The organism is Kitasatospora sp. MBT63, from assembly GCF_000710465.2.
GTDB lineage: Bacteria > Actinomycetota > Actinomycetes > Streptomycetales > Streptomycetaceae > Kitasatospora.
In genome coordinates this window covers 73,426-95,385 of the sequence record NZ_JAIZ01000167.1, presented here as the reverse complement: position 1 = coordinate 95,385, position 21,960 = coordinate 73,426, and the positions used below count along the sequence as shown (strand labels likewise).

At 72.7% G+C, this 21,960-nt stretch carries 22 protein-coding genes and 3 pseudogenes; all 25 read right to left on the bottom strand.

Going from position 1 to position 21,960, the window contains the following annotated elements; genetic code table 11:
- Nucleotides 1–51: 51 nt before the first annotated feature.
- Complete coding sequence (locus tag AA75_RS11770; RefSeq protein WP_233288993.1) at nucleotides 52–768, bottom strand: HAD family hydrolase; 717 nt, start codon at nucleotides 766–768, stop codon at nucleotides 52–54.
- A 29-nt stretch (nucleotides 769–797) separates the two neighbouring features.
- Entirely contained in the window at nucleotides 798–2,000 is a 1,203-nt protein-coding gene (locus tag AA75_RS11765) for an MFS transporter (protein WP_051812155.1), read from the bottom strand.
- A gap of 156 nt (nucleotides 2,001–2,156) precedes the next feature.
- Nucleotides 2,157–2,453 (bottom strand): hypothetical protein, encoded by a 297-nt coding sequence (locus tag AA75_RS51800; RefSeq protein ID WP_033819875.1) that lies wholly within the window; start codon nucleotides 2,451–2,453, stop codon nucleotides 2,157–2,159.
- 315 nt (nucleotides 2,454–2,768) lie between these two features.
- Nucleotides 2,769–3,230: pseudogene (locus AA75_RS51795) on the bottom strand (DNA cytosine methyltransferase); the annotation flags it as partial.
- Nucleotides 3,160–3,339: pseudogene (locus tag AA75_RS53445) on the bottom strand (DNA methyltransferase); the annotation flags it as partial. The pseudogenes AA75_RS53445 and AA75_RS51795, both read right to left, overlap by 71 nt.
- A gap of 5 nt (nucleotides 3,340–3,344) precedes the next feature.
- Nucleotides 3,345–4,010 carry a hypothetical protein gene (locus AA75_RS11755; RefSeq protein ID WP_033819834.1) on the bottom strand — a complete coding sequence of 222 codons (666 nt, stop codon included), beginning with the start codon at nucleotides 4,008–4,010 and terminating at the stop codon, nucleotides 3,345–3,347.
- 42 nt (nucleotides 4,011–4,052) lie between these two features.
- On the bottom strand, nucleotides 4,053–4,634 hold the full coding sequence (locus tag AA75_RS11750) for a hypothetical protein (protein WP_033819833.1): 582 nt from the start codon (nucleotides 4,632–4,634) through the stop codon (nucleotides 4,053–4,055).
- Nucleotides 4,631–5,824 (bottom strand): DnaB-like helicase N-terminal domain-containing protein, encoded by a 1,194-nt coding sequence (locus AA75_RS11745; RefSeq protein WP_033819832.1) that lies wholly within the window; start codon nucleotides 5,822–5,824, stop codon nucleotides 4,631–4,633. Before AA75_RS11745 ends, AA75_RS11750 begins: the two co-directional genes overlap by 4 nt.
- Nucleotides 5,824–6,069, bottom strand: a complete 246-nt coding sequence (locus tag AA75_RS50845; RefSeq protein ID WP_033819831.1) for a hypothetical protein — start codon at nucleotides 6,067–6,069, stop codon at nucleotides 5,824–5,826. The genes AA75_RS11745 and AA75_RS50845 overlap by 1 nt, the downstream gene beginning before the upstream one ends.
- A 102-nt stretch (nucleotides 6,070–6,171) precedes the next feature.
- A pseudogene (locus AA75_RS11735) lies at nucleotides 6,172–7,963 on the bottom strand (type IV secretory system conjugative DNA transfer family protein).
- 104 nt (nucleotides 7,964–8,067) lie between these two features.
- Nucleotides 8,068–8,493, bottom strand: coding sequence for a hypothetical protein (locus AA75_RS11730; protein ID WP_033819829.1), 426 nt, complete (start codon nucleotides 8,491–8,493; stop codon nucleotides 8,068–8,070).
- Nucleotides 8,494–8,519: 26 nt separating this feature from the next.
- The gene (locus tag AA75_RS49210) at nucleotides 8,520–9,170 is read right to left on the bottom strand and encodes a hypothetical protein (RefSeq protein WP_033819828.1); all 651 of its coding nucleotides are present in this window, start codon (nucleotides 9,168–9,170) and stop codon (nucleotides 8,520–8,522) included.
- A 36-nt stretch (nucleotides 9,171–9,206) separates the two neighbouring features.
- Nucleotides 9,207–10,415, bottom strand: a complete 1,209-nt coding sequence (locus AA75_RS47315) for a hypothetical protein (RefSeq protein ID WP_149038081.1) — start codon at nucleotides 10,413–10,415, stop codon at nucleotides 9,207–9,209.
- 132 nt (nucleotides 10,416–10,547) lie between these two features.
- Complete coding sequence (locus tag AA75_RS11715; protein ID WP_033819827.1) at nucleotides 10,548–11,072, bottom strand: hypothetical protein; 525 nt, start codon at nucleotides 11,070–11,072, stop codon at nucleotides 10,548–10,550.
- Between the two features lie 75 nt (nucleotides 11,073–11,147).
- Nucleotides 11,148–11,645, bottom strand: coding sequence for a hypothetical protein (locus AA75_RS11710; protein WP_033819826.1), 498 nt, complete (start codon nucleotides 11,643–11,645; stop codon nucleotides 11,148–11,150).
- 37 nt (nucleotides 11,646–11,682) lie between these two features.
- Nucleotides 11,683–12,429: a hypothetical protein gene (locus AA75_RS11705; protein WP_033819825.1), complete on the bottom strand. Its 747-nt coding sequence runs from the start codon at nucleotides 12,427–12,429 to the stop codon at nucleotides 11,683–11,685.
- A gap of 97 nt (nucleotides 12,430–12,526) precedes the next feature.
- Complete coding sequence (locus AA75_RS11700) at nucleotides 12,527–13,633, bottom strand: hypothetical protein (RefSeq protein ID WP_051812154.1); 1,107 nt, start codon at nucleotides 13,631–13,633, stop codon at nucleotides 12,527–12,529.
- Between the two features lie 100 nt (nucleotides 13,634–13,733).
- Complete coding sequence (locus AA75_RS11695) at nucleotides 13,734–15,011, bottom strand: hypothetical protein (RefSeq protein WP_149038080.1); 1,278 nt, start codon at nucleotides 15,009–15,011, stop codon at nucleotides 13,734–13,736.
- Nucleotides 15,012–15,041: 30 nt separating this feature from the next.
- Nucleotides 15,042–16,547, bottom strand: coding sequence for an ATP-binding protein (locus AA75_RS11690; protein WP_033819823.1), 1,506 nt, complete (start codon nucleotides 16,545–16,547; stop codon nucleotides 15,042–15,044).
- A 23-nt stretch (nucleotides 16,548–16,570) separates the two neighbouring features.
- On the bottom strand, nucleotides 16,571–17,020 hold the full coding sequence (locus AA75_RS11685; protein ID WP_033819822.1) for a DUF6238 family protein: 450 nt from the start codon (nucleotides 17,018–17,020) through the stop codon (nucleotides 16,571–16,573).
- A gap of 34 nt (nucleotides 17,021–17,054) precedes the next feature.
- A complete protein-coding gene (locus AA75_RS11680; protein ID WP_033819821.1) occupies nucleotides 17,055–18,524 on the bottom strand; it encodes an SCO6880 family protein in 1,470 nt (489 codons plus the stop codon).
- A 146-nt stretch (nucleotides 18,525–18,670) separates the two neighbouring features.
- Nucleotides 18,671–20,098 carry a hypothetical protein gene (locus tag AA75_RS11675; RefSeq protein WP_033819820.1) on the bottom strand — a complete coding sequence of 476 codons (1,428 nt, stop codon included), beginning with the start codon at nucleotides 20,096–20,098 and terminating at the stop codon, nucleotides 18,671–18,673.
- 21 nt (nucleotides 20,099–20,119) lie between these two features.
- Nucleotides 20,120–20,809 (bottom strand): hypothetical protein, encoded by a 690-nt coding sequence (locus AA75_RS11670; RefSeq protein WP_051812153.1) that lies wholly within the window; start codon nucleotides 20,807–20,809, stop codon nucleotides 20,120–20,122.
- A complete protein-coding gene (locus AA75_RS11665) occupies nucleotides 20,809–21,117 on the bottom strand; it encodes a DUF6112 family protein (protein WP_033819819.1) in 309 nt (102 codons plus the stop codon). Before AA75_RS11665 ends, AA75_RS11670 begins: the two co-directional genes overlap by 1 nt.
- Nucleotides 21,118–21,191: 74 nt before the next feature.
- A partial coding sequence (locus AA75_RS51790) for a C40 family peptidase (protein WP_233288992.1) occupies nucleotides 21,192–21,960 on the bottom strand: 769 nt, incomplete at its 5' end.

Sequence of the window (21,960 nt, the reverse complement as noted above, 5' to 3'; positions counted from 1 at the left end):
GTGAGGAGATGGTCCGCAGGATCGGCGGTTTGGTACGGCCGCCGATCCGTGCTAGGCGCAGGCCAGTTGGGCGCCGTGGTTCTGGACGAGGCGCAGGCCGAGGGCGACGGCGTCGGTGAGGGTGTCGGTCAGCGGGTGGCCGGCGGCGGCGAGCTTGGCGGGGTGGTGCAGCCCGCCGGTGTGCAGCACCGCGTGCGCGCCGTTGGCGTGGGCGGCATCCGCGTCGTCAACGGCGTCGCCGACCAGCAGCACCCGGTGTGCCTGTTCGGTGAGGCCGAGGGCTTCGAGGTGGGCGGTGAGCGGTGCGGCCTTGGTGCCGCCGGAGGGCCCGGTGCGGCCCTCGATCCGGGTGAAGAAGTGGCCGATGCCGGCTTCCTCGACCTCGCGCACGAGGGTGTCGTGCGGGCACAGCGACAGCAGCGACTGGGTGTGGCCGGCCTCGCGCAGCGCGGCCATCAGCTCGATCGCGCCGTCGCGCACGCGCACCGGCTGGGCGCGCAGGTGGTCCAGGAAGGCGTTGTCGCTGGAGAGCCACTCCTGCTCGGTGATGGTGCGGCCGAGCAGGCGGGCGTAGAAGTTGGGGATCGGCACGGTGTGCTTGGCCCGGTAGGTCTCCCGGTCGACCGCCTCGCCGCCGAGGGCGGGCAGGGTCGCGTTCAGCGCGGAGACGTGGTCGTCGAGGTCGTCCTTGACCGTCCCGTTCCAGTCCCACACAACGTGCATGCGGGTGAGGGGAGTTGCGGCGGCGAAGAAGGTAGAGGTGTTCACGGCGGTGTCCTTCGGGATGAGCTTCGTGGTCAGGCAGAGAGGCGGTCGTTGAAGCGGTGGAGCAGCCACAGCGCGCAGGCGGCCCCGGCGAGCGGGACGGCGGCGACGAGCAGCGGGCCGGCGGCGAGGGAGGTCAGGGCCGTGCCGGCGGCCTGGCCGACGCCGATGCAGGCGATCAGCCAGGCGAACGCCTCGGTCGATTCGCCTTCGGGGGCGAGGCGGTCGACGGTGAGGAACGCGGCGGTCAGCAGCGGTGCGAGGAAGGTGCCGGGCAGCACGGCGCCCAGGACGGCGACGGCGGGAGCGGGGTCGGGCAGCAGCGGCAGCCATCCGGCCGCGAAGCCGACCGAGGCGGCGACCAGGTGCCGGGCGGGGGCGCCGGGCCAGGCGTGGCGGCCATAGGCGAGGCCGCCGAGCAAGCTGCCGATGGACAGCGCGGCCGGCATCACCCCGGCCAGCCACCCGGCGTGGTGGCGCTCGGCGGCGGACAGCGCCAGGACGTTGACCGCGCCGAGGGCGACACCGGTGCCGATCAGCGAGGCGAACAGCACCCGAAGCCCCGGCACGCGCAGCGGACCCGTCCAGTGCACCGCTTCGGTGAACTCCCCCGGCGTCCAGGTGCGGGACGGCTGGGAGGTGACAACCAGGCAGGTGCCGAGCAGGCCGAGGGCCGCGGTCGCTACCAGCGCGGTGGTCGCTCCGGCACCGGCCGCGAAGCCGGTGGCCAGCAGCGGACCCGCGACGAACACCAAGCCCTGGGTGCTGCTGTCCAGCGAGAGCGCGGTGCGCTGGCGTCCGGCGTCCGGCAGGAGCACCGGCCACAGAGCCCGAAGACCGGCCTCCAGCGGAGGCGTCGCCAGCCCCGCCACCAGCACGGTGAGCGCGGCGAGCACCGGGTGGCGCACCGGACCGGTGCACGGCAGCAGCAGGAACGCCGTACTGGCGGCGGCCGTGGCGGCGACGAGGACCCGGGTCTGGCCGTGGCGGTCGACCAGGCGCCCGAGCAGCGGCTGCCCGAGCGCGGAGGCCAGGCCGTACAGGGCGCCGAGGGCTCCGGCCTCGGCGAGCGGGCCGTGCTCGGCGCGCACCAGCAGCAGGATCGCGATCGGCGCCATGCCGGTGGGAAGGCGGCCGATCAGGGTGCCGGCCAGTAGGCGGGCGACGTACGGCGTACCCAGGACAGCGCGGTATCCGCTGTCCTGGGTGGGGCCGCAGGCGGTGGTGGTGCTCAAGGAGAAGGTCCTTCGGTCGTACGGCCGGCGGCGCGCGGGCGCGCCGGACCGGGGCATGCGCAGGCATGACAGCCCCCTCGGGTCGGTGCGGCTGCGGGGAGAAGAGTCCGCGGATTCCGGGATTTGGTACGGCCGGGAAAAAGAGGTAGAAGCCCCTCACTCGGCACGGCAGCGGGCACAGCGCCGGAAATGAGGAGCCAGCAACTCCAATGCCCGCTTAGCCTGTTGGGGAACGACGCCGTTGCCGAGCGCGGTGAGCTGGGCCGGGCGGCCGAGCCCGGGGGTGGCTGTCACCCAGCCCGCCTCAAGCCCTTGCATCCACTCGACGAACTCCGCGCGGAGCTTGCCGCCCTCGTCGGTGGCCGCCGGCGCCGGGCGGGTGAGCGTCTCCCATCGGGCGACGGCTCCGGCGTACGGTCCCCACCGTCCGGGGTCGAGTCGCCCTGCGGCCACAGCGGCAGCACTACCGCCGTCGAGACCGGCGAGGCCCGGCGCCGGGAGCGTGAGGCCGGGTTCCGGGGCGAGGAGGGCCGCAGCGAGGCTGCTGCCGAGGGCAGGGTCAGGTCCCCGCCGCCGTGCCGCTGGTTCGGCGAGCCCTTGATCCCGTCCGACGCCTTCGGAGTGGGCAGCAGCCACTCCACCTCGTCCGCCAGGTTCGGGCCGTGGCCGCCGCGCTTCCTCTTCTCCGGGTGCTGGCTGCCGCCGTTGGAGCCGATGTTGCTTGTCGGGGTCTTGAGCAACGCCGTGGTCGGCGGGCCAGGCGGTGAGGAAGACCCTGGCTCGGTGGTGGGGTGCACCGACGTCGGAGGCGCGAAGCACGAGCCACTTCGCGTCGTACCGAAGCTCGGCCAGGGTGCCCAGTACGGCGCCAAGTGCCCGCAGATCAGGCTGGGTTGGGTCGTCTCCCAGACACCACGGGCAGCGTTCCACGTCGCCACCGGAGCTGGCGACAGCGGGGGAGGTGAGCAGTCCTCGTACATTCTCGACCACCAGGAGGTGCGGGCGCAGGGCCTCGACAGCGCGAGCCACGTGCAGCCAAAGACCGGATCGGGTTTCGGAGTTGAGCCCGGCGCGGCGGCCGGCGACCGAGACGTCTTTGACAGGGGAAACCCGCCGTGAGGACGCACACCCCCGGGACGGTCGACCAGTCGATGCTGGTGATGTCGCCCAGGTTCGGCACGCCGGGCCAGTGGCGGGCGAGGATCGCGGACGGGCCGGGCTCGGTCTCAGCGTGCCAGGCCAGACGGCCGCCGAGCGCGGCTTGGACGCCGAGGTCGAGCCCGCCATACCCGCTGCACAACGACCCGATCAACGGGCCGCCTGCGGTGTCCGGGACCATGGCCGTCACCGCCGGCCTCGGGGAGAGGGAGGAGTCGCGGTGGGCGTGGGCGTGGGCGTGGTCGGGGCGGGCGACAGGACGGGGAAGGTGCTGCCGGACCGGGCCAGCGCGGCCCTTTCCCGCTGGGACGTCGGACCCAGCTCCCCCGTGGCGGTCTCGGCGAAGAGCGCGGCCAAGTCCGGTGCCGGCATCGGGCGCCTGCCAGTCAGGTGGTGGGCGCTGTCGAACATCATGTCGACGGCACGGTCGATTCCCGCCCGCGCGTTGGCGAGGAGGCGGGAGACCTCGGTGGCGGCCTGCCGCTCGAAGGCGCTGGCGGTCTCCGGAGCCCGTACACGGGCGTCGGCGAGACGGCTCGCCACCTCCACTGCCCGCGTGAGATCCAGGCTGACCTGGGCCAGGACTGTCCCTACGGAACTCCACTCCCGAGCCAGGACGGCAGAGCGGGGACTGGAACGGGGATCCTGCGAGTGGAAGCTCGCCTCACTGATGGCCGCGTGATGGTGGTACTCCACGCGCTCCACGGCCTCGGCGAGATCGCAGACGGTGACCTCGCGGCCGTTGCCGTAGGCATTGGAGAAGGAGTACGGATGCCGTGCGCTGGCACGGACGAGCTCGGTCGCGGCCGACTCCAGCCGGACAGCGTAGTCGTGGGCGTCCTCGTCAAGCATGGTCAGATCCTGGGGTGAAGGTCGAAGGGGCGGCGGAACGGTTCACCGGGCGCGGGCCGGAGCGCGCTGGGCCGCCACCGCAACAGCGGTCGCGATCGGCGCCGGAGATGCTGTCGAAGCGCCGGGGGAGCGGGCGAGGGCGGCTCGCTGGACCTTGACTGCGGGCGGCGGGGAGACGGCCGAGGCGGCGGTCCGCAGGGTTTGGGCGGCTTCGGCGAGGTCGTCGCGTGCCGTCTCGACGGCGAGCTCGATCAGCTGCCCGGCATCGGTGTGAGCGTCCTCGTAGCCCGGCTCACCGCGCTTGCCGGCCGTTCGGGCGACGAAGGCGAGCTGCTGGGCCACGGTGCCGAGGGCGGAGGCGGCCTGGGCGACGCTGCCGATGGTGTTGGCGAACGCCTCGGCCGCGTGCGTGGTGTGCTCCTGCGGCGCGGAAGCGTCCGCACGGAACAGGTACTCGTCGCCCAGCTCGGCGATGAGGCCGCCGAGTTCGGTGGTCTGCCGGGCCACGCCGATGGGGTCGGGCAGGCGGAACGGGGCGCTGACCTGGGGCAGTTTTTCGCGTTGGGCGTCGATCACGGTCGCGGTGGCGTGCAGCAGCAGTGCCTCCGATATCGGGCTGTTCACGAGGTGCTCCGGAGGTGGTGGGAGGGCGAGGTGCGGACAGGTGACGTGGTCGTGGCGCCAGTCCCGGACATGGCGGCGGCGGGCGGGGTGGTCCTCGGAGCGAGGCGCTGCTGGGGACTTCGGGACAGCGCCGCGCGCACCCGGGCCGCAGGATCGGGGCGTTGTGCTGGGCCAGCGCTCTCGGCTGTCGGGGAAGGTTGCCCGTTGGCCGTACGCCAGCGGGCACGCACCTCGTCGAGCGGGCCGAGGGCATGCAGGGCCTGTCCGATGAGACGGCCCGGCGCCATCGCCTCGGCTTCGGCCAACGCCTTGATGGTGGTGGCGGCTCCGGCAGCAGTGCGCACGACGGAGGCACGGATGACCTGGTCGCCCAGCCACTCGGCCGAACCCGCCCCCGGGCCACCGAAGAGACTGTCGACCTGTTCGCGCGAGAGCGTGCCATCGACCAGCAGGCCGCGCCGCTGGACCTCCCACAGGGCGGTCACCTCGTCGATCGGCTCGCCTCGGTGGTGGAGAGCGCCGAGGCAGCGGTAGACCTGGCCGTTGCCGGCGTCGGCGAAGTCGCCGGGCCGTAGCCAGTCGTACACCTCGGCCATCGCTGCGGGCTGGTGGACGAGGACGGCCAGGAGGAACTGCTCGTCCTCGGTCTCCTTGGGCCCGACCGGTGACGCCGCCGTGCTCGCGCCAGGACCGGGCGGCGGGACGGGACGAGGCTCGGTGCCCCAGCGGCGGGCGAGGTCGCCGAGCACGCCGGTGAGGGCATCGGCGTGGTGCAGGACGCCCTCGACCTGGTGCTGCTCGGCATCGATGTGGGCGACGTGTTCCAGACGGACGGCGTGCTCAAGCACCGTGCGGTGGATGGACCCTTCGAGCACCATGCGGCCGTACACCGGGGCGTTCTGCGGGCGCGGGCATGCGGCGATCAGGGTGAACGGGTACGAGGCGTTCAACCCGCGCACCTGGCGGCTCGCCTCGGCGACCGTGTCGGTCACCCACGAGAGCGGTACTGTCCCGTCAGCCTCCCGCACCGGACGCTGATCGTTGCTCAGGGTCCGCATCGCGGCGAACAGGGCTCGGTGAGCCGGACGGTAGAAGTCGGCGGGTGTCAGCCAGGCCAGCGTGTCGAGCTGGGCAGGGTCGAGGAGGACCGCGCCGAGAAGGGCTTGCTCGCCCTTGAGCAGTGCGTCCATCACCGCCGCTTCCCCTTCCGCTTCTTCCGGGTGCCGGCCTGCTTGTCCCGCAGCCGGTCGACCTCGCGGTCGGCGGCGGCCATCGCGGTGGCGAAGCGGTCCAGCTCACCGGTGAAGACGGGGTCGGTGGTCAGGATCGAGCCGGTGCCGGTGATCAGCCACCACTGGCCGCCCCGGCGGACGACCGGCGCCCCGGCGAGGGGAGCCGAACGGCGGAGGGCGGCAGGCGAGTTGGTGTCGGACATGAAGAGACCTTCCGGAGTCGAGGCGGAGGCGGGGTAAGCGGCCGGGGTTGGCGCCGGCCGGAGAAGAGGCGGCTTCCCGGTCGGCGCCGCCGGTGGGGTGGGTCAGGCCGAGAGGGTGAAGTCGTCGCGGCTGGCGGCAGCCTTCGCGATGGCGCGTTCGGTGATGGCCTTGGTGGCGCGGGCGGAGGCCGGGCCGATCTCCTTGGCGGAGCGCTCCTTGTACCAGGGCTTGAGGTCGAGCATCGCCACCCGCATGCCGGTCGCGAAGAGCAGGATCTTGCCCTTGGGCAGGGCGCGGATCTCGTCGGGCGGCAGGATGCGCTCGGTGCGCATCGACACCGAAGTCGACTTGCCGCTGCCGGAGTCGGACACGGAGACGGTCTGCACCTCGTGCTCGCCGATCTGCCGGGAAAGCCGGTCCGCGAAGTCGGCGTCATCGATCCCGCTGCCGATGACCTTGACGGTGGCCGCCGACCAGAGGGCGTCCATGCCAGCCTCACCCCAGCAGCGCTGGCCCTGGCGGTAGGACTGCAGGATGGTGATCGGGATGACGCCCCGGCTGCCCAAGTGGGAGTACAGGTCCGGGAGGTCCGAGATTTTGCAGACGTTGGCGGCCTCGTCGAGGACGCACAGCGCGGGCGGGTCGAGCCGGCCTCCGGAGCGTTCGGCGACGATGACGGCCGCGCGCATCACCGCGTCGGCCGCAGCCGCGATGATCGCGCTGGCGGAGCCGCCGCCGTCCTTGCTCAGCAGGAACAGTGTGTCGCGAGAGGAAGCGAAGGCGAACGGCTTGAACTCCGGCAGACCCTCGGTGGGGGTGACCCAGGCGGCGATCTCCGGGTCCAGCAGGCAGCTCGCGTACTGGCGCGCCGTCTCGTAAATACCGTCCCTCGTCTCCGTGGCACCCGTGACGGTGCCCTGGAGCTGGGCGGCGACCGCGTGGTGGCCGGCATCGGTGAGCAGGTCGACGGGGGTGCGGTCGGAGGGCGAGGCGAGCCAGGCCAGCACGTCCGTGATCGGGCGCCGGTGGCTCGCGGCGGCCAGGAACAGCGACCCGAGGGTGTTGCTCGCCGCGGTCGACCAGAAGTCGGAGCCGCTGGACTCGTCCACGCTCGCGGTCACGAAGTGCCCGGCCAGACGCTTGGCGCCGGCGAGGTCGCGGGCGTCCGCGAGGATGTCCCACCACATCTCGCGCGGGTGGTGCGCGATCTGCTGCGGGTCCATGGTCCAGACCTTGCCGACCTTCGCACGGGCGTCAACGCAGGTGGTGTACGCGTCGCTGGCGGCCTTGTTCGAGGTCAGCAGCACCGGTCCGGGGGCGGCGAGGATCGCCGGGATCGCGATGCCGCTCGTCTTGCCGGAGCGGGGCGCCATGATGGCGACCATCACGTCCTCCCACGAGGCGCGGACCTCGGCCCGGCCGGGGGAGAGCGTGCCGATCAGGATGCCGCGGTCGTTCGGCTCGACCTCTTTTACACTCCCGGTCGTTCAGGCTCGGGCGCAGGCTGCGGGCCTTGGCGGTGATCTCCTTGTCCAGGAGCGGCGCTATGTCCGCCTTGCGGGCCATGCCGCTCTTCGCGCCAGCGCGGCGGCGCTGCCACAGCACCAGGACGGTGACGGTGATGGCGATGGTGAGGGCGCCGGGGACTATGCGGGCGCCGACCAGGACGGAGGTCGGGTCGAGGTGGGGCCACAGCCGGTCGGGGTGAAGGAGGGCGTCGGCGACGTGGAACGGCGCCCAAGGGCCGGACCCCACGATGTAGTTGGTGAGGTTGCCGGTCAGCCAGGCGAGGGAGCCGAAGGCGATGGCGGCGCCGACGACGGCGAACAGGAGGTAGAGGAGCGCGTCCGTGCCGGTGGAGGTCGACGGTGCGCCGGTGCGCGGGGCGGGCAAGGGAGAGTCCAGGTGGGTGCGAGCGGGCGGTGGGCGGGGCGCGCTCGGCTCTCGAACGGATCGTCACGGGGTGCCTTTCTTCGGGCGAGGGGCGAGGGAACGTTTCAGCGGGTGCGGCTGCTCGGTCGCTCGGACGCCGGCGTCGGCGGGGCCGGTGGCTGCTGCACGGTGGCGGTCACGCGCGTTGCGGGGGAGGTGGCGAGGGCTGCTGCGCGCCGCAGCTCGGCGGCGGGGTTGTCCCGGCCGTCGATGGTGACGACCAACTCCGGCTCGATGGCGACCCGGTGCTGCTGGACGCCAAGCAGGTAGGCCGCGCCGGACGCGGCGGTCAGCTGGTCGGCGCGGGGCCGCTCCGGCGGGAGGCTGTAGGAGGCGGGGTTGCCAGGGTCGGGTGGGGCGGTGAAGCCGAACTGGCGCAGGGTGCGGTCGATGAGGCCAGGGGCGTCGGTGCGGCAGTCAGCCCAGATCCGGTCGTCTCCGCCGCGGTAGATCTCGACGTCGGTGCCGTAGGTGTCGGCGAGGTTTCCCATGGTGGTCGGTCCTCTCGGTGCTGCTGTCAGCGGGTACGGCGCGGTTGCGCGGCCGGGGCCGTGGTCGGCGTGGCGGTGGGCTCGGGGGTGGTAGACGGCTGGGGCACGCGCCGGGGAGAGCCGGCGACGGCTGCCTGACGGCGCTGGGCCTCCGACGTGGGCGGCGGCACGCTGCCCATGACGTCGTGCAGTAGTTCGCGGGTCCGCAGCACCGGCATGGTCTCCGAGTGGCCTGAGCGGCTCGGCTCGGCGGGGCAGTCGGGGATCCTCGCGGTGGTGGTCTCCAGGTCCTCCCGGACGGTGAGGAGCGCCTGGTGCGCGGTGGCCAGCCGCGCCCACGTGTCGTAGGACAGGTTGTAGCCGGGGGAGGCGAAGTCCACCCTGGCGCGGGCCCAGTCGGCCCCGGCCGCGACCAGCTCGGTCAGCTGCGTCAGCGGGCCGACCAGGGCGCTGGTTGTCTCCTCGAAGATCGCCGCCACGTCACCGGGGCTCGCGTCCTCCTCGAGCCGGACGACCATGCCCGGCAGGGAGCGGGGGTCGGCGGTGGGCGGCGGGATGTAGCGGACCTGGAGCGGCTGGTCGGCTGTGAGGGTCTGCTGGTCGCGGTGGGCCAGGCGGATGTTGTGCTGCATGGCGGCGCCGACCGCTTCTCCGATCGACGAGTAGTGCTCGGGCACCAGGGCTCCCAGGAAGTAGTGACGTGCAGGAACGTTTCAGCGGGTGCGGCCGGCGGGAACTGCCGCTGCGGCCGGTACGGGTGTCCGCCAAGCGGCGGGCAGGTCCGAGGCGTTGGCGGCGACCGGGGCGGTGGTGCTGCGGGCAAGAGCGGCGCGGGTACGCAGGTCGTCGGCACGGCCCGCCGTGTCGGACACGGCGCGCTGCACCTCGTCGACGGCCCCGGCCAGTTCGGCCTGGGCGGTGACCAACTGGTCGGACGCGAAGCCGAACCGGTCGGAGAGCGCGAACTGGTCGGGATCGAGTTCGGTGATCTGCTCGGAGGCGATCTCCAGGGCCTCCTGGAGACGCACCAGCATCCCCTCGTCCGGGTCGAGCAGCTCGTCGAGCACCCCCGCGAGTTCCGCGAAGTCCTTGGCGCCGCGCAGCTCATCGGTGAGATTCAGGATCTGCCGACCTGCGGTGCTGAGCTGCTCGGCGTCGAGCTTGGGGTCGAGGTCGACGGTGTAGCGGGCGGCGCGCAGCATCTCGGTGGCGTGGGTGGCGATGGAGGCCCGGTCGGCGGGGGCGGTGGTGGTGGGCAGCCGGTGGCGGCGGCCGTGCCAGTCGTCGATCTGCTTGAACCCGGCGTGGCGGAGCAGGGTGGCCGACAGGTCGTCGCTGGCGCCGGTGGCGACGACGCTACCGCTGAGCTCGGCGCTGATGGTGATGGAGGGCATCCGGTGGTCCTTGGCGGTGGTGACGGTACGGGTGAGGTGGCCGAGTTCGGCGGCGATGCGGGTGCACTCGGCCTGCACGTGGAAGGGGTCGCGGTAGGTGTTGTGGATGTATCCGTCCTCGCGCACGACGGTGGCGACGACGTGCACCGACCGGTTGCCGTTGCGGATCGCCGCCCACCGGCAGCCGTCCGGGTCGCCGTCCGGGGCGAGCCCGGTCGCGGTGACCAGGCGCCGGGTGACATCGGTCCACTGGGCGTCGCTCAGGTCCGGGTGACGCGGGTCGGAGCGCACCGAGCACATCCACACGGGGCGCGCAGGCGCCCGGGAGCCGATCCGCAGAGCGGGGGCGTCCAGCACACCGCCGCCGAGGACCTCCTGCGGGTCACCGAACAGAGGCAGTTGCTTGTCGGCGCCCCGGTAGTCGGCGCCGATCAGCCGGGGACGCAGCCGGTCGCCAGGCTCGTCCAGGCCGTACAGGGCGGGAATCAGCGCGGCCGTGGTGGTTGCGCGCTGCAGGTGGGCGATCACGGCGTCCCCTTCTCGGACGGGCGGCGGGGCCCGGCGAGCGGGCTGACGAGGACAGAGTCCGCAGGATCGGAGGTTTGGCCCGGCCGGAGATCGGTGGTAGAAGCCGCGCTCCGGCCGGGCCGTCCAACAGTCCTAGCCGAGCGGCTTCGGCGAGTTGATCTTGTGGTCAGCAGCGAAGCGCTCGCAGGCGTACTGGGCGAATCGCTCGTCGTTGTGCAGCCGGGCCCAGCTGCCGTCCTGGCGGATGACGGTGGCGACGATGTCGAGCCTGTCGGCGGTGGAGCGCACAGCCAGCCAGCGGCAGGAGTTGGGATCGTTCTGCGGCTGGATGCCGGTGGCATTGAGCACCTGCAGCAGCAGGTCCCACCAGTGATCCTCGCTGAGGCCGGACTGGGTGGTGCTGCGTATCGAGCAGTGCCAGGTCAGGCGCGGGGAGGGGGTGTGGCCGGTGCGGGGCTTGCGAAGCGCCCGCGGTTCGTCCAGCAGCGCCGCCAGGTCCCGCAGGTCGTAGACCTGCTGATCGGGCGGACCGGGCGACCACGTAGCGAACAGGCTCGGCTCGAAGTCGGGGTCGTCGTTGAGCGCGTCCAACGCGTTCAGCAGGTCGAGGGTGCTCTCGGTGCGCCGGACGGTGCACTGCAGCGGGTAGGTAGCCATGGAGGTGTGTTCCGAATCGTTCTACGGCGGTGGGAGTTGGGGCCGGTGCCCTGCTCCGGGCAGCGCGCCGGCAGGTCACATGAAGGGGTTCTCGGTCGGCCGGTCGGCGTCCACGGCGGCCTCCAGCAGCTCCTCCAGGTCGCCCGGTCCGGAGGTGCGCTGGTCGATCCACCAGCCGGCGCGGGTGATCGTGCGTGCCCGGTCCTCGATCCGCTCCCACTCGGGCTCCGGCATGCCGGAGTCGACGACGAGCGCGGCGTACGCGGCGGCGAGGACCTGGTGGCGGCAGCGCACGCCCCAGGCGATCCCCTTCTCGGTGCCCTCCAGCGGCGGCATCCGGAACTGCTCGGACCAGGCTTCCGACTCCGCCTGCTCGGCGGACCGCTTGGCCTGCAGCCACGCAGCCTTCTCGGCCTCGTCGCCGTCCTTCGCGGCGCGCCAGCAGTCGGTGCACTCCTGCTTGGCGAGCCAGTCGGCGAAGCCGGCCCGGCGGTCGGCCGGACGGTCACCAAGATCCCTGGCCGCCTGGTGCCCGCACGAGTGGGTGATCTGCCAGACCTTCTTCACAGCCATGTGCTCTTCTCCTTGGTAGGGGTGGGGGTTGGGGTGGTCAGCGGGAACGGGCGAAGGCGATGCGCGGGTCGACCGCCGCCGGCGGCGGGATCACGGCGACAGCGGTCGACACGGCGGTGGTTGCCTTGAGCGAAGCCTCGTTGGCGCGGAACTTGTGCGTGGTGAAAGCCTGCTGGGCCGGTGCACGGCAGGCGGCGAGGTCCTCGGCCAGACGCGGCTGGACCGCAACCTGCAGGTCGCCTGCGCGGTGCATGGCGGCGGTGGCGGAGGCCATGCGCTCCAGCGACTCGCCCCGGTCGACGGTGACCGGCAGTGTGTAGACGTCGAGCACGTGGTTGAACCGCCAGCCGTGGGCTTCGAGGATCTGACCACCGCGCTCGACCGCGTTGACGGTGTCGTCAGTGGCAGCGACGACACCGAGCTGCGGATGCTCGGCGAAGGCGACGTCCGGACCGGTGTCCGGCACCGGTTCGGTCGCGGGCAGCCGGGCGTGGGCCTGTTCCCGCGTGCCGGTCTTCTCGTTGGGGGCGAGTGCCATGTCGGTGTCGATCTGGTAGCCGGCGCCGGTGAGGAGCTTGGCGGCCCAGGCGGCGCGCTCGCGGGGTTCGCGGTGCTGGTCGGTGAGCGTGAAGAGCTTCGGGTTGCCGGGTAGTTGCTGGAAGTCGAGGCGCTCCAGGAACCAGTGGGCGGCGGCGTTCTGGGTGGGCAGGGAGGCGACGATGCCGTGTGTCGGGTGGTGCCCGATGGCGACGTCGGGCAGCTGGGTGGGTGCGGCGGTAGGCACGGTGGGGCTCCGCGGTGCTGGTTCGGACGGTGGACCGGCGGTTGGGGCGCGGGTCTGCAGCGGCGGGGCATGGCGGTCTTCCTTCCGGGACAGGGGTTCAGCGGCGCGGCCCGGCGGCGCGGACGGCGGAGACGGGGGAGGCGAGGACCGCTTCGGCCGGGTGGCCGGTGAGGGTTCGCGTGGAGGCGGGGGAGGTGGCGAGCGCGGCGAGCACCCGGGCGTCGAGGCCAGCGGCCGTGACCTGGGCTGCGGACCGGGGTCGCCCGGGGTGGGCGGTGTGCCGGTCGGCGAGGTCGCCTCGCATCGCCCGGATCTCCCGCACGTAGCCGTCCGCCTGGTCCGCGATGTAGCGCAGGCGGGCCGCGTAGTGCGGATCGGAGGCGCCGCCCAGCCCCTCCCACCAGGAGGCGGTCTGGTGGAGTGCGCCGACGACCTGGTCGAGGACGCCGTCACCGGGTGCGGTCAGCTCGCTCAGCGCCTCGACCGCATCCCGGGTGTGGCCGGCCTCGGCGATGGTCTTGCTGACCTGAGCCAGCGACCGGGCCGGGGGCAGCGCCGGCGGAAGGCTGTGGTCGATCAGGTCCGCCGGGCAGGTGAAGCCGTAGCCGGCGGAGCGCAGGTAGTCGACGGCCCGTGTGACGGTGACCCGGCGCTCGCCGGGGCCGACCATGGCGGCGGGAAGCCGGTGGTGGGTCTCGTGGATGCGGACGACGGGGATGAACCCGGCGCGGTGGAGTGCGGACTCGGCGCCTTCGCGTACGGCCTGGACCTGCTGGCGGGACGGCACGCCGAGGCCGTCGAGATGCTCGTCGACGGCGGCGAGCAGCTTGGGCACGCTTCCCCCGTTGCGGGCGTCGGGCCCGTCCAGCCTGCTGTCGTAGACGACTTCGAACAGATCCGGGTCGTCGGGGCTGGAGTGATGAGTCGCCAGCCAGTCCGGCAGGGCATCGTCCGCATGGCCGGACTGCTCCGGCGAGATCACGAGGCGGCTGCCGTCAGGCAGACCCGCGTCAACGATGTAGTCGTCCGCCCCGAAGTCGACTCCGGTCTCAAGGCCCCGCTGCGCGAGGGGACGGGTGACAGGGAGATAGCGCCGGGCCGGACCGGTGGCGTTACGGTCGGTCAGGGTGTCCGGGCCGTAGATGTGAGCGGTGACACCGAAGGCGTTCTCGGTGAACAGGACGGTCAGATCAGAGGGTTGCATGGCGTGCTCCTGGGGGTGCGCGCCCCGGGGCGCTGGAGGTGGGGCGCTGATGATGCCGGGGACCGGGGACTTGGTCCGGCTGCGAAGCGGTGGTAGGCGGTCACCGCGTGCGGCGGGGTGTGCCGAGAACCGGCGGGAGGGGCGGAGCAGGCGCCACCGCGAAGTCGCCTCGGGGATGGCCGGTGCGGGCGAGCGCGGCCTTGACCTGCTGCTCGCGGTCCGGCACGGGCAGGGCGGCCCTGGGAGCGACGTGCGCGGCGAGCGCGGGAAGCGGGCCGTCCCTGAGCGGTGCGGCGGCCTGCCACGCCTCCTGGTTGCGCAGGTCTTCGCCGCGGTCGAGGACCTGCTGGGCCTTGGGGTGCCCGGGGAGGATGCAGTCCATGGCGTCCTGCCAGCCCTCCCGGATCTCCCGGAGCCGCCCGAGTGCCCTCTCGGATTCGCCGAGCCGTCGCAGGGCGGGGCCGGTGGCGGGGTCGAGGTGGTCCTCGACGCGGGCAGTTGCCCGTATGCCGGCCACGAGGTGCGGGCCCTGGCCGGTGAGCGTGGTGATGTAGCGCCAGGCGGCCCGGTTGCGGCCGGCCTCGGATTCGAAGGAGCCGGCCTCCCCACGGCGGCTCCAAGGCATGTCGGTTCCGGGGATGTAGGCGGTGCTCAGTCGCTGCAGGCCCTCGGCGGCGAAGGTGAAGGCGTTCGTCCGCGCCTGCCAGGCGGCCTGCCGGTAGCCGGGCGCGAGGCGGTCCCGGACATCGGCCGCCACCGTGGCCGGCGTCGCGTCGGTGGGGAACACGATGCGGGCCGGGGGCTTCATGCCGCCGAGGAGGCTGTCGGAATCGTCGTCGGGCCGGGCAGCGCGGACCACCAGCTCGTGGCCGGGGCGTGGCCTCACGGCGAGGAACCGCTCACCGCCGGGGCCGGCGAGGAGCAGGGCGGTGTGCGGAGGCGAGACGCTGTCCCAGGGCGCTGGACCTCCACCCCAGAGCCGCTCGCGCAGTTCGACGAGATCCCGGCCGGGGTTGAGGGGACAGGGCTGGACGGACCACCCGGGCAGGTGCTCGGCCAGCTCGGCGGCCAGCGGCGGAACGGGCACGGGGCGGCGGGGCCGGTCGGGCAGTGCCCGGCCGTCCTCGTCGAAGTACACCCGTACGTACGTCTCCTCGCTGAGTTCGGTGTCGACGCGGGCGTCGCAGGGCTTGAACACGGCGGAGGAGGACATCCACTGTGCGCCGTCGCGCTGGGTGGAGGTCAGGACGGGGTGCCAGTTGGCGTGAAGGGCGGGGCGCTGGTCGGGGCGGGCGGCGACCAGCTGCTCGAACTCCGTGAAGTCGGCCGCCATAAGATGGGCGTGGTCGAGGTAGGACACAACGTCGTTGGTAGACACTCGGGTTCAGGATTCCTGAAGTCGGGCCGGTCAAGCGGCCATGCGGAAGTCGGTGTCGTACAGCTGCTTCTCCCTGGAGTGGAGGAGGTGCTGCACGATGAAGCTCAGGCTGGCGACCTTCCACAGGCCCCGGCCGCGAGTGAGGGCGGCAATGGCCTGGGCCTCGACGCCGGTGAGGCCGAGCAGGGCCATGGCGGCGGGGATCTGGTCCGGTTCCTGGCGGTAGATGATCCGGGTGCTGCAGTCAGCCAGGAGTCCCTCCGCGAGGACTCGCCCGCGCGATCCGGCGTCGCCTGCGGACAGCAGATCCGAAAGGCGGTGCAGGATCAGCAGGTTGGCGATGCCCAAGCCTCGGGACAGCTTCCACTGCTGCTGCATCCGTTCCAGCAGGCCGACGTGCCGCATGATCCGCCACGCCTCGTCGTAGATCACCCACCGGCGACCGCCGGCGGGGTCCGCGAGGGCGGACTCCATCCACGCGCTCGCACACGTCATGGCCAGCACCAGGGCCGTGTCGTCGCCGCTGCTGCCGAGCCGGGAGAGGTCGATCGAGAGCATCGGTGCGTCCGGGTCGAACGTCACGGTGGACGGCGCGTCGAACATGCCGGACAAGTCGCCGTGGACCAGGCGGCGCAGAGCGTGGGCGAGGTCGTCGATGGCGTGGCCGAGGCTGCCGGCCTGGTCGCCGAGGGCGGCATCCAGGCGCTCAGGTCGGCCGAGAGCCTGGGCGATATCGCCGAGCAGCGGCACCGTGCCCGTCGCCTCGGCGTCGGCGACGGCCAGATCGAGCGCGACGTCCAGGCCCGTGTGCTCCATCGGCAGCAGATCGCGCTTGAGCACGGTGGCCGCGAGGCTGGCCAGCAGCAGGAGCCTGCGCTTGCGGACCTCGCTGGTCCAGTCCTCCTCGCTCACCCCGTCCGGACGCTGCGGCGCGTCCAGCGGGTTCAACTTCCCAGGCAGGCCAGGGCCGAGCGCGATCGTCTGGCCGCCGAGGGCCTCGGCCAGGCCCGACCACTCACCCTTCGGGTCGGACGGGATGTAGATCTTGTATCCGTGAGCGATGGCACGGGTCGCGATGGACTTGGCGAGCGCGCTCTTGCCCATGCCGATGATGCCGCACAGGATCCCGTTCGGGTTCGTGAACCCCTCTATTCGGCCGGAGTTGTAGAGGGCGAAGGGGTCGTAGCAGAACGAGCCTTCGGCGTGCAGGTCTCGGCCGATGAAGATCCCTTCGGCGCCGAGGCCGGCCTCCGCGAGGAAGGGGTAGGCCCCGCCGGCGACGGCGGTGGTCATGCGGTGCTTGGGAAGGCGGAGCTTGCCGCCACGGGCGGAAGCGGGACCGGGGCGGCCGGAGACCGGGTAGACGGGCCGCAGTTCGGGGTCGGTGCTCTCGCGCTCGCGCCGCACGGTGGGGAGGGTGGCGAGGCGGGCCTTGGTGCGGGCTTCGGCGAACCCGGCACGGGCGGAGCGCCGGTCGGCTCGGCTGGTCTTGCGCGGGACGAACAGGTGGGAGGCGGTGGCGCGGTTCCTGGGCATGATCACGGATTCCGGGGTGCAGGTCAGCGGCGGACGAGGCCGGTGAACGGGGCGTGCAGGTCGGCAGGGGTGGTGCGGCGGCGCACCAGCTGCGCGGTCTCCTGGTGGCGGCGGCAGATGCTCAGCTCCGGCGCGCCCTCGGGAAGGCGGGCGCGGCACGCGTCGGGGCCGGGGACCTCTCCGCTGCCGGGCCGGGGTGAGGCGTGGTAGGCGGCGTGGAGGTGGTCGGCGGCCTGCCACAGGCGGGTGCGGGCGGCCTTGAGGTGGTCGCCCTCGGCTGGCAGCAGCGGGGAGGTGCGCTGGGCGTGGGCGTCAAGGAGGCCGTGGAGCGAGACCAAGTGCTCGTGCAGGCAGTCGAGTTCGGCGCGGGAGGCGACCAGCGGGCCGGTCGGGACGTTGAGCGCGCGGTGGAAGTCGATCGCGGCGGTCGCGTACGGGACGAAGTCCTGCGCGACGGGGGTGGTGGCCGGCATCAGGGTGCTCTTTCAGAGGGAGGGCGGGCCGGCATCAAGCGGCGAGGGCGAACGGCAGTGCGGAGGCGGTGAACGCCTCGGCCTGCTGCCAGGTGAGCGGGCGAAGATCGAGCTGGGCGCCCACGGCCGCGGTCTCCACCACGGCGCAGGCGGAGCGCAGTTCGTCCTCCGTATCGGCGGAGACGGTCAGCAGCCCGGTGAGGGCCACGTCGGCATGGCCGGCGATCAGCTGCCGCTCGCGATCCTGGATGTCCTGGTACTCCACCGAGTCGGCCTCGCTGGCCACCTGGCCCTTGCGGGCACGCTCGGCCGAGTCCGCGATCACCGACGCCTTCTTGCGGCGGACATCGCGCATTGCCGAGTCCAGGTCCTTCGGCTCGTAGGCCAAGGAGACGGTGCGGCGAACACCGGAGGCGAACATGAGCTGGTGCAGGAAGCCGGGGTTGACCTGCGTCCTGGGCCAGTTCTCAACCCAGTAGGTGGTGTGGTGGGCGGAGTCGGTCGAGATGTGGTCGGCCTTCTCCACCACGACCACCGGGCCGGCGGCGGCGGGGTCGGCGGCCGGGCGCCCGTCCTCGGACCAGCGGTCCAGCGCGGCACGGGACTTCGGGTCGTAGGCGGTACGGGCGACGGCGGCGATCTCTTCGGCGTTGAGCCAGCCGGTCGGGTTGAGGCCGGCGGTGCGGGCGGACTGCTCGAACGCGGAGGTGAGCTGGGCCAGGACCGCGAAGCCGCCGGTCAGGCCGCCACCGGCCTGGTTGATCAGCCGTCGCGCCGCCTTGAAGTCCATGGCCACGGCGACGTACGCCTCGTGAGGGACGGCCGCCGGACCGGCGCCCCGGATCAGCTCCCCGTACAGCTCGCCCGCGAGCGGCGCGTCGGGGTGGCCGTGCTCCTCCCAGTAACGGCGAAGCGCGTCGCCGGTGTCCGGGACGGTCCGCTCCACCACCTGGATACGGGCGACCTGGCCGGTGCGGGCGAGCGCCGCGAGAGCACGCCCCCAGCCGTTGACGTTGGCGCTCTGGGTGCCGGGGTCGAGGAGAGCGTAGGCGCGGCTGCTGACCTTGACGATCGCGGTGAGGGTGCCGGCGTGCGGGTCGTGGACGGCGCCGTAGCGGCGGTCCGGGGCGGTGACCACGCGCAGGCTGGCCGCGCTTCCGGGCAGGTGGAGCAGACCCTCGCGCACCGGGCGAGAGGAGGGGCGGACGAGCCAGACCAGCTGTCCGCGCAGCCGCCGCAGGCCGTAGCGGGCGGCGATCGGTGCCCAGTCGGCGAGGGTGCGGCCCCGGTAGCGGATGAACACCAGGGCGGCGACAGCGGCCCACAGGGGTATGAGCTGCAGGGCGCCGGTGACGCCCCGGGTGGTGAGCACGGCAAGCAGCAGCAGGCCGGTGGTGGCGCAGGCGATCAGCTGCGGCGCGCTCAGGCCGAGCAGGATGCCGCGCTTGGAGCGGTGGGGGAACTTGACGGACGCAGGGGTGGCGTCGGGCGTCGAAGAGGACATCGGGATTCCAGAGGGAGTGAGCATGCGGGCGGCGGGCGGGGACGCGGTGCTCTTCTGGACGTCATCGCAGGGCTCCTTCCGGGGGCTCGGAGGCGGGGCCCGGGGTGGGCGGCGGGCTGCCGCCCACCCCGGGTGTGGGGTGCCGGTCAGGAACCGGGCGGGGTGGGCCGGTTCGGGAAGACGAACCGGGCCGGTGCTCCGGCCGGGGGCGGTCCGGAGGCTGCCGGTGCGGGCGGTGCCGGGACCGAGGGGGCCGGACTCGGCGCCGAGGGCGAGGGTGCGGCCGGGGTCGTCGACAGCTCCGGAGCGGCCGGAGTGGCAGGCTGGGCTGCGGCTCCGTCCTGGCCGCCGCCGGACGACGGCTGCCCACCACCTGAGCCGGGTGCGGCCCGGCTGATCAGGGCCGGGATGCCGGGCCGGGTGACCAGGGCGCGCCCGCGGTCGCCGGGTGCGGCCGGGTCCTCGCCGAAGCGAAACTTCGTCGGCTGCTGCGCGGGGCCGGCGTCGATGCCTTCCTTGCTGATACGCCCGGTCGGGTCGATGCCGGAGGAGGCACCGCCGCCGTCCATCCCGGGGACCTTGCCGGGGCCCTGCGGGGCCGGGACACCGGTGCCCATCTGCATCGCGAGGCCGGCGGCGGTCTTCGCCGCCCCGGCCGCCACCGCGACACCGGCGACGCCGGTGCGGTGCATGTCGTCGTGGCCCGAGCCATCGGTCGCCCAGTGGATGAACTTGTAGCAGGCGTACGGGCACAGCAGCACGAGCACCATGATCACGACACCGGCCATGGCGTCGGAGAGGGCGCTCATCCCGTCCTTGGCGTTCGAGTTGCCGATCGCGGAGATGCCGGTGATGAACACGATGGTCATCAGGAGCTTCGACGCCACCAGGGTGGCGGTGGCCTCGATCCAGCCGCGCCGCCAGCGCTGCGCGACCTCCCAGCCTCCGCCGGCACCGGCGAAGCTCGCGAGGACGACCAGGACCAGGATGCCGACCTTGCGGGCGACCATCGTGCCCCAGTAGAGGAACGCGCCGATCGCGCACCCGATGGCCACCAGGGATGGGATCGTCCAGCCGAGCCCGTACATGGCGCCGAGTTCGGAGACCTTGATGATCCGCCGGATCGCGTCCTCCAACGTGGTTCCGGCGGCCTTGAACAGGCTGTCGGACAGCGCGTCGACGACCGTCACCGCAACCGAGGTGAAGGAGATCGCGCAGAAGGAGAACAGGACGCCGGTCATGGTGCCCCAGGCCGCGCGGGCCAGCGCCCGGTCGTCGCGGCGCCAGGCGGCGAGGATCAGCTGCGCGCAGAACGTGCCGACCGTGAGGATCAGGCCGATCGGCAGGATCAGCTCGTAGTTCTGCCGGAACCAACCGGCGTTGAGGTCGATGCCGGTGGTCTGGTTGACCGCCTTCGAGGCGAGGTTGACGGCGCTGGTCGCCAGCTCCGTCATCGACTTGGTGATCCACGCACCGATGCCGTCAGTGATGCTCTTGCCCGGATCGGAGACGAAGTTGATCGCGTCGACCGCGTCGCAGACCTGGCTGATCATGGGGACGTCGCAGACACCCATGGGGGAACCTCCTTCCTGGGGTTAGGGCGAGACGGTCGGCAGCACGCCGACCAGAGAGCAGGGACGGTCGGGGCGGCACTGGACGGCGAGGGTGGACGAGCGGTCCTCGGCCCCGCCCTGCGGGGCACCGTTCCAGGAGATCGACTGCTTGCCGGTGACGGTGACGGCGTAGATGTACGCCTGCTTGATCGCCCCCGGATCGGCCTGCAGCGCCCTGGTGAACGTGTCCGGGAAGTGCGCCTCGTCCGCGGTCGCGGTGGCGAGCTGGCCGGAGTCGGCCATCCGTCCCCACAGCAGCGGCGAGGGCACCAGGCGGTCCACCGAGCTGGCGTCCGCGTAATTCCCCTCGGCCGTCAGCCACCGGTGGAGGCCGGCCACCAGCTCCGGCTGCGAGTACGAGCGGGTGTCGTACGACCACAGCGCCACCGCCGCAGCCTTCGCGTAGGCGATCGGATTGTGCGTCGATGGCGGCGCCGGAACCGACCCGGCACCACCCGTAGGCGATGCCGACGGTGAAGCGCTGGCGGATGAGGGCGAACTGGCCACCGGGGAGACAGGGTTGGCTGCGGGGCGGGTGCCGCGGGTGAAGAAGGCGAGCGCGCCGGCCAGGACGACGAGGGCCACCAGGACCACGAGGCCGAGCAGCGCCCGGCGGCGCACGCGCGATGCGCCGCCGGACACGCCTTCACGAGTGAAGGAACGATTCTGCATCAGTGGACCTGGCCGCCAAGGCCCGAGAAGAAGGCCACGATTCCGTTCGCCGCACCGATCAACAGAGCGGCGCCCGCGCTGACCAGTACGCCCTTCTTGCCGTTGGCCTCGGCCTGGTGGCCGCCGGAGTGGTGACCCCAGGCCCAGACGCCGGCGCTGACAGCGAGCGCCCCGACGATCGCGATGATGCCGAAGAGGTTGAGCGAGCCCATCACCTGCTTGAGCACCGAAAGGCCGGGCAGGCCGCCCTCGTTCGGGGTGATGCCGGGGTCGAAGGCGAGCTGCGTGGCTGCGTCCGCGAGAAACATGGGAACTCCAGTTCGAATATGGGCATGCGAAGGCAGCCCGGGAGGGGAGGAGAGGGAGGGGGGAGAAGTGCCGGTCAGACGACGCGGCGGGCCGCGAGGATCTCCGGTCGCCATTCGGCGAGCGTCGAGATCTTGACCACGTCACCCGTGTGCGGGGCCTGCGCGACGAGCCCCGAGCCGATGAACATCCCGACGTGTTCCGGCACGGCGGCGGTGCCCCGGGTGAAGAGCAGGTCACCGGGCTTGAGGGCGTCCGCCGAGACGGCCGTGCCCTGCTTGACCTGGTCGTAGGTGGTCCGCTCCAGGGAGACGCCGGCGGCCTTGTAGGCCATCTGCATCAGCGAGGAGCAGTCGCATCGGCCCATGGGGTCCGGCCCGTGCGAGTTCTCGCACGTCCCGCCCCACTGGTACGGGGTGCCCAGTTGGCCGAGCGCCCACCTGATTGCCGTCTGGACCTGCTGGGGGGCGTCGGTCGGAATCGTGTACCCGGCCGGGAGCGAGCCCGCCGGGATGGTCCCGAAGTTGGTGCCGTCGCCGCCCGTCGAGGTTCCGCAGCCGCCGGTGCTCGGCGAGGGGCTCGCGGTGGCCGTGCCCGAAGGAGTCGGCGCCGGTGTCGGGCTCCCCCCGGGCGGCGGGGCGGTGCCGGTGGGGGAGAGCAGCGGCTCGATCGCCTTCTGCAGGGCGGTCGCCAGGGGCTCCCACTTGGCGTAGGCGTCCGGATAGCCCGAGCGCTGCACCGCCTGGGCGGCCTGGGTGACGGTCATCGACTGCCAACCGCTGACCTGGTTGAGCGCCTCGTAGAACTTCGTCGAGGCGTACACCGGCTGCATGATCTGCGCCGGT

Coding starts and splice junctions, on each gene's coding strand:
- AA75_RS11680 (WP_033819821.1), bottom strand. CDS start 18,524: ATGTCCTCTTCGACGCCCGACGCCACCCCTGCGTCCGTCAAGTTCCCC.
- AA75_RS11755 (WP_033819834.1), bottom strand. CDS start 4,010: ATGCTTGACGAGGACGCCCACGACTACGCTGTCCGGCTGGAGTCGGCC.
- AA75_RS11675 (WP_033819820.1), bottom strand. CDS start 20,098: ATGGGTGTCTGCGACGTCCCCATGATCAGCCAGGTCTGCGACGCGGTC.
- AA75_RS11665 (WP_033819819.1), bottom strand. CDS start 21,117: ATGTTTCTCGCGGACGCAGCCACGCAGCTCGCCTTCGACCCCGGCATC.
- AA75_RS11710 (WP_033819826.1), bottom strand. CDS start 11,645: ATGGCTGTGAAGAAGGTCTGGCAGATCACCCACTCGTGCGGGCACCAG.
- AA75_RS11745 (WP_033819832.1), bottom strand. CDS start 5,824: ATGGACGCACTGCTCAAGGGCGAGCAAGCCCTTCTCGGCGCGGTCCTC.
- AA75_RS11700 (WP_051812154.1), bottom strand. CDS start 13,633: ATGCAACCCTCTGATCTGACCGTCCTGTTCACCGAGAACGCCTTCGGT.
- AA75_RS11730 (WP_033819829.1), bottom strand. CDS start 8,493: ATGGGAAACCTCGCCGACACCTACGGCACCGACGTCGAGATCTACCGC.
- AA75_RS50845 (WP_033819831.1), bottom strand. CDS start 6,069: ATGTCCGACACCAACTCGCCTGCCGCCCTCCGCCGTTCGGCTCCCCTC.
- AA75_RS11670 (WP_051812153.1), bottom strand. CDS start 20,809: ATGCAGAATCGTTCCTTCACTCGTGAAGGCGTGTCCGGCGGCGCATCG.
- AA75_RS11715 (WP_033819827.1), bottom strand. CDS start 11,072: ATGGCTACCTACCCGCTGCAGTGCACCGTCCGGCGCACCGAGAGCACC.
- AA75_RS11685 (WP_033819822.1), bottom strand. CDS start 17,020: ATGCCGGCCACCACCCCCGTCGCGCAGGACTTCGTCCCGTACGCGACC.
- AA75_RS11690 (WP_033819823.1), bottom strand. CDS start 16,547: ATGCCCAGGAACCGCGCCACCGCCTCCCACCTGTTCGTCCCGCGCAAG.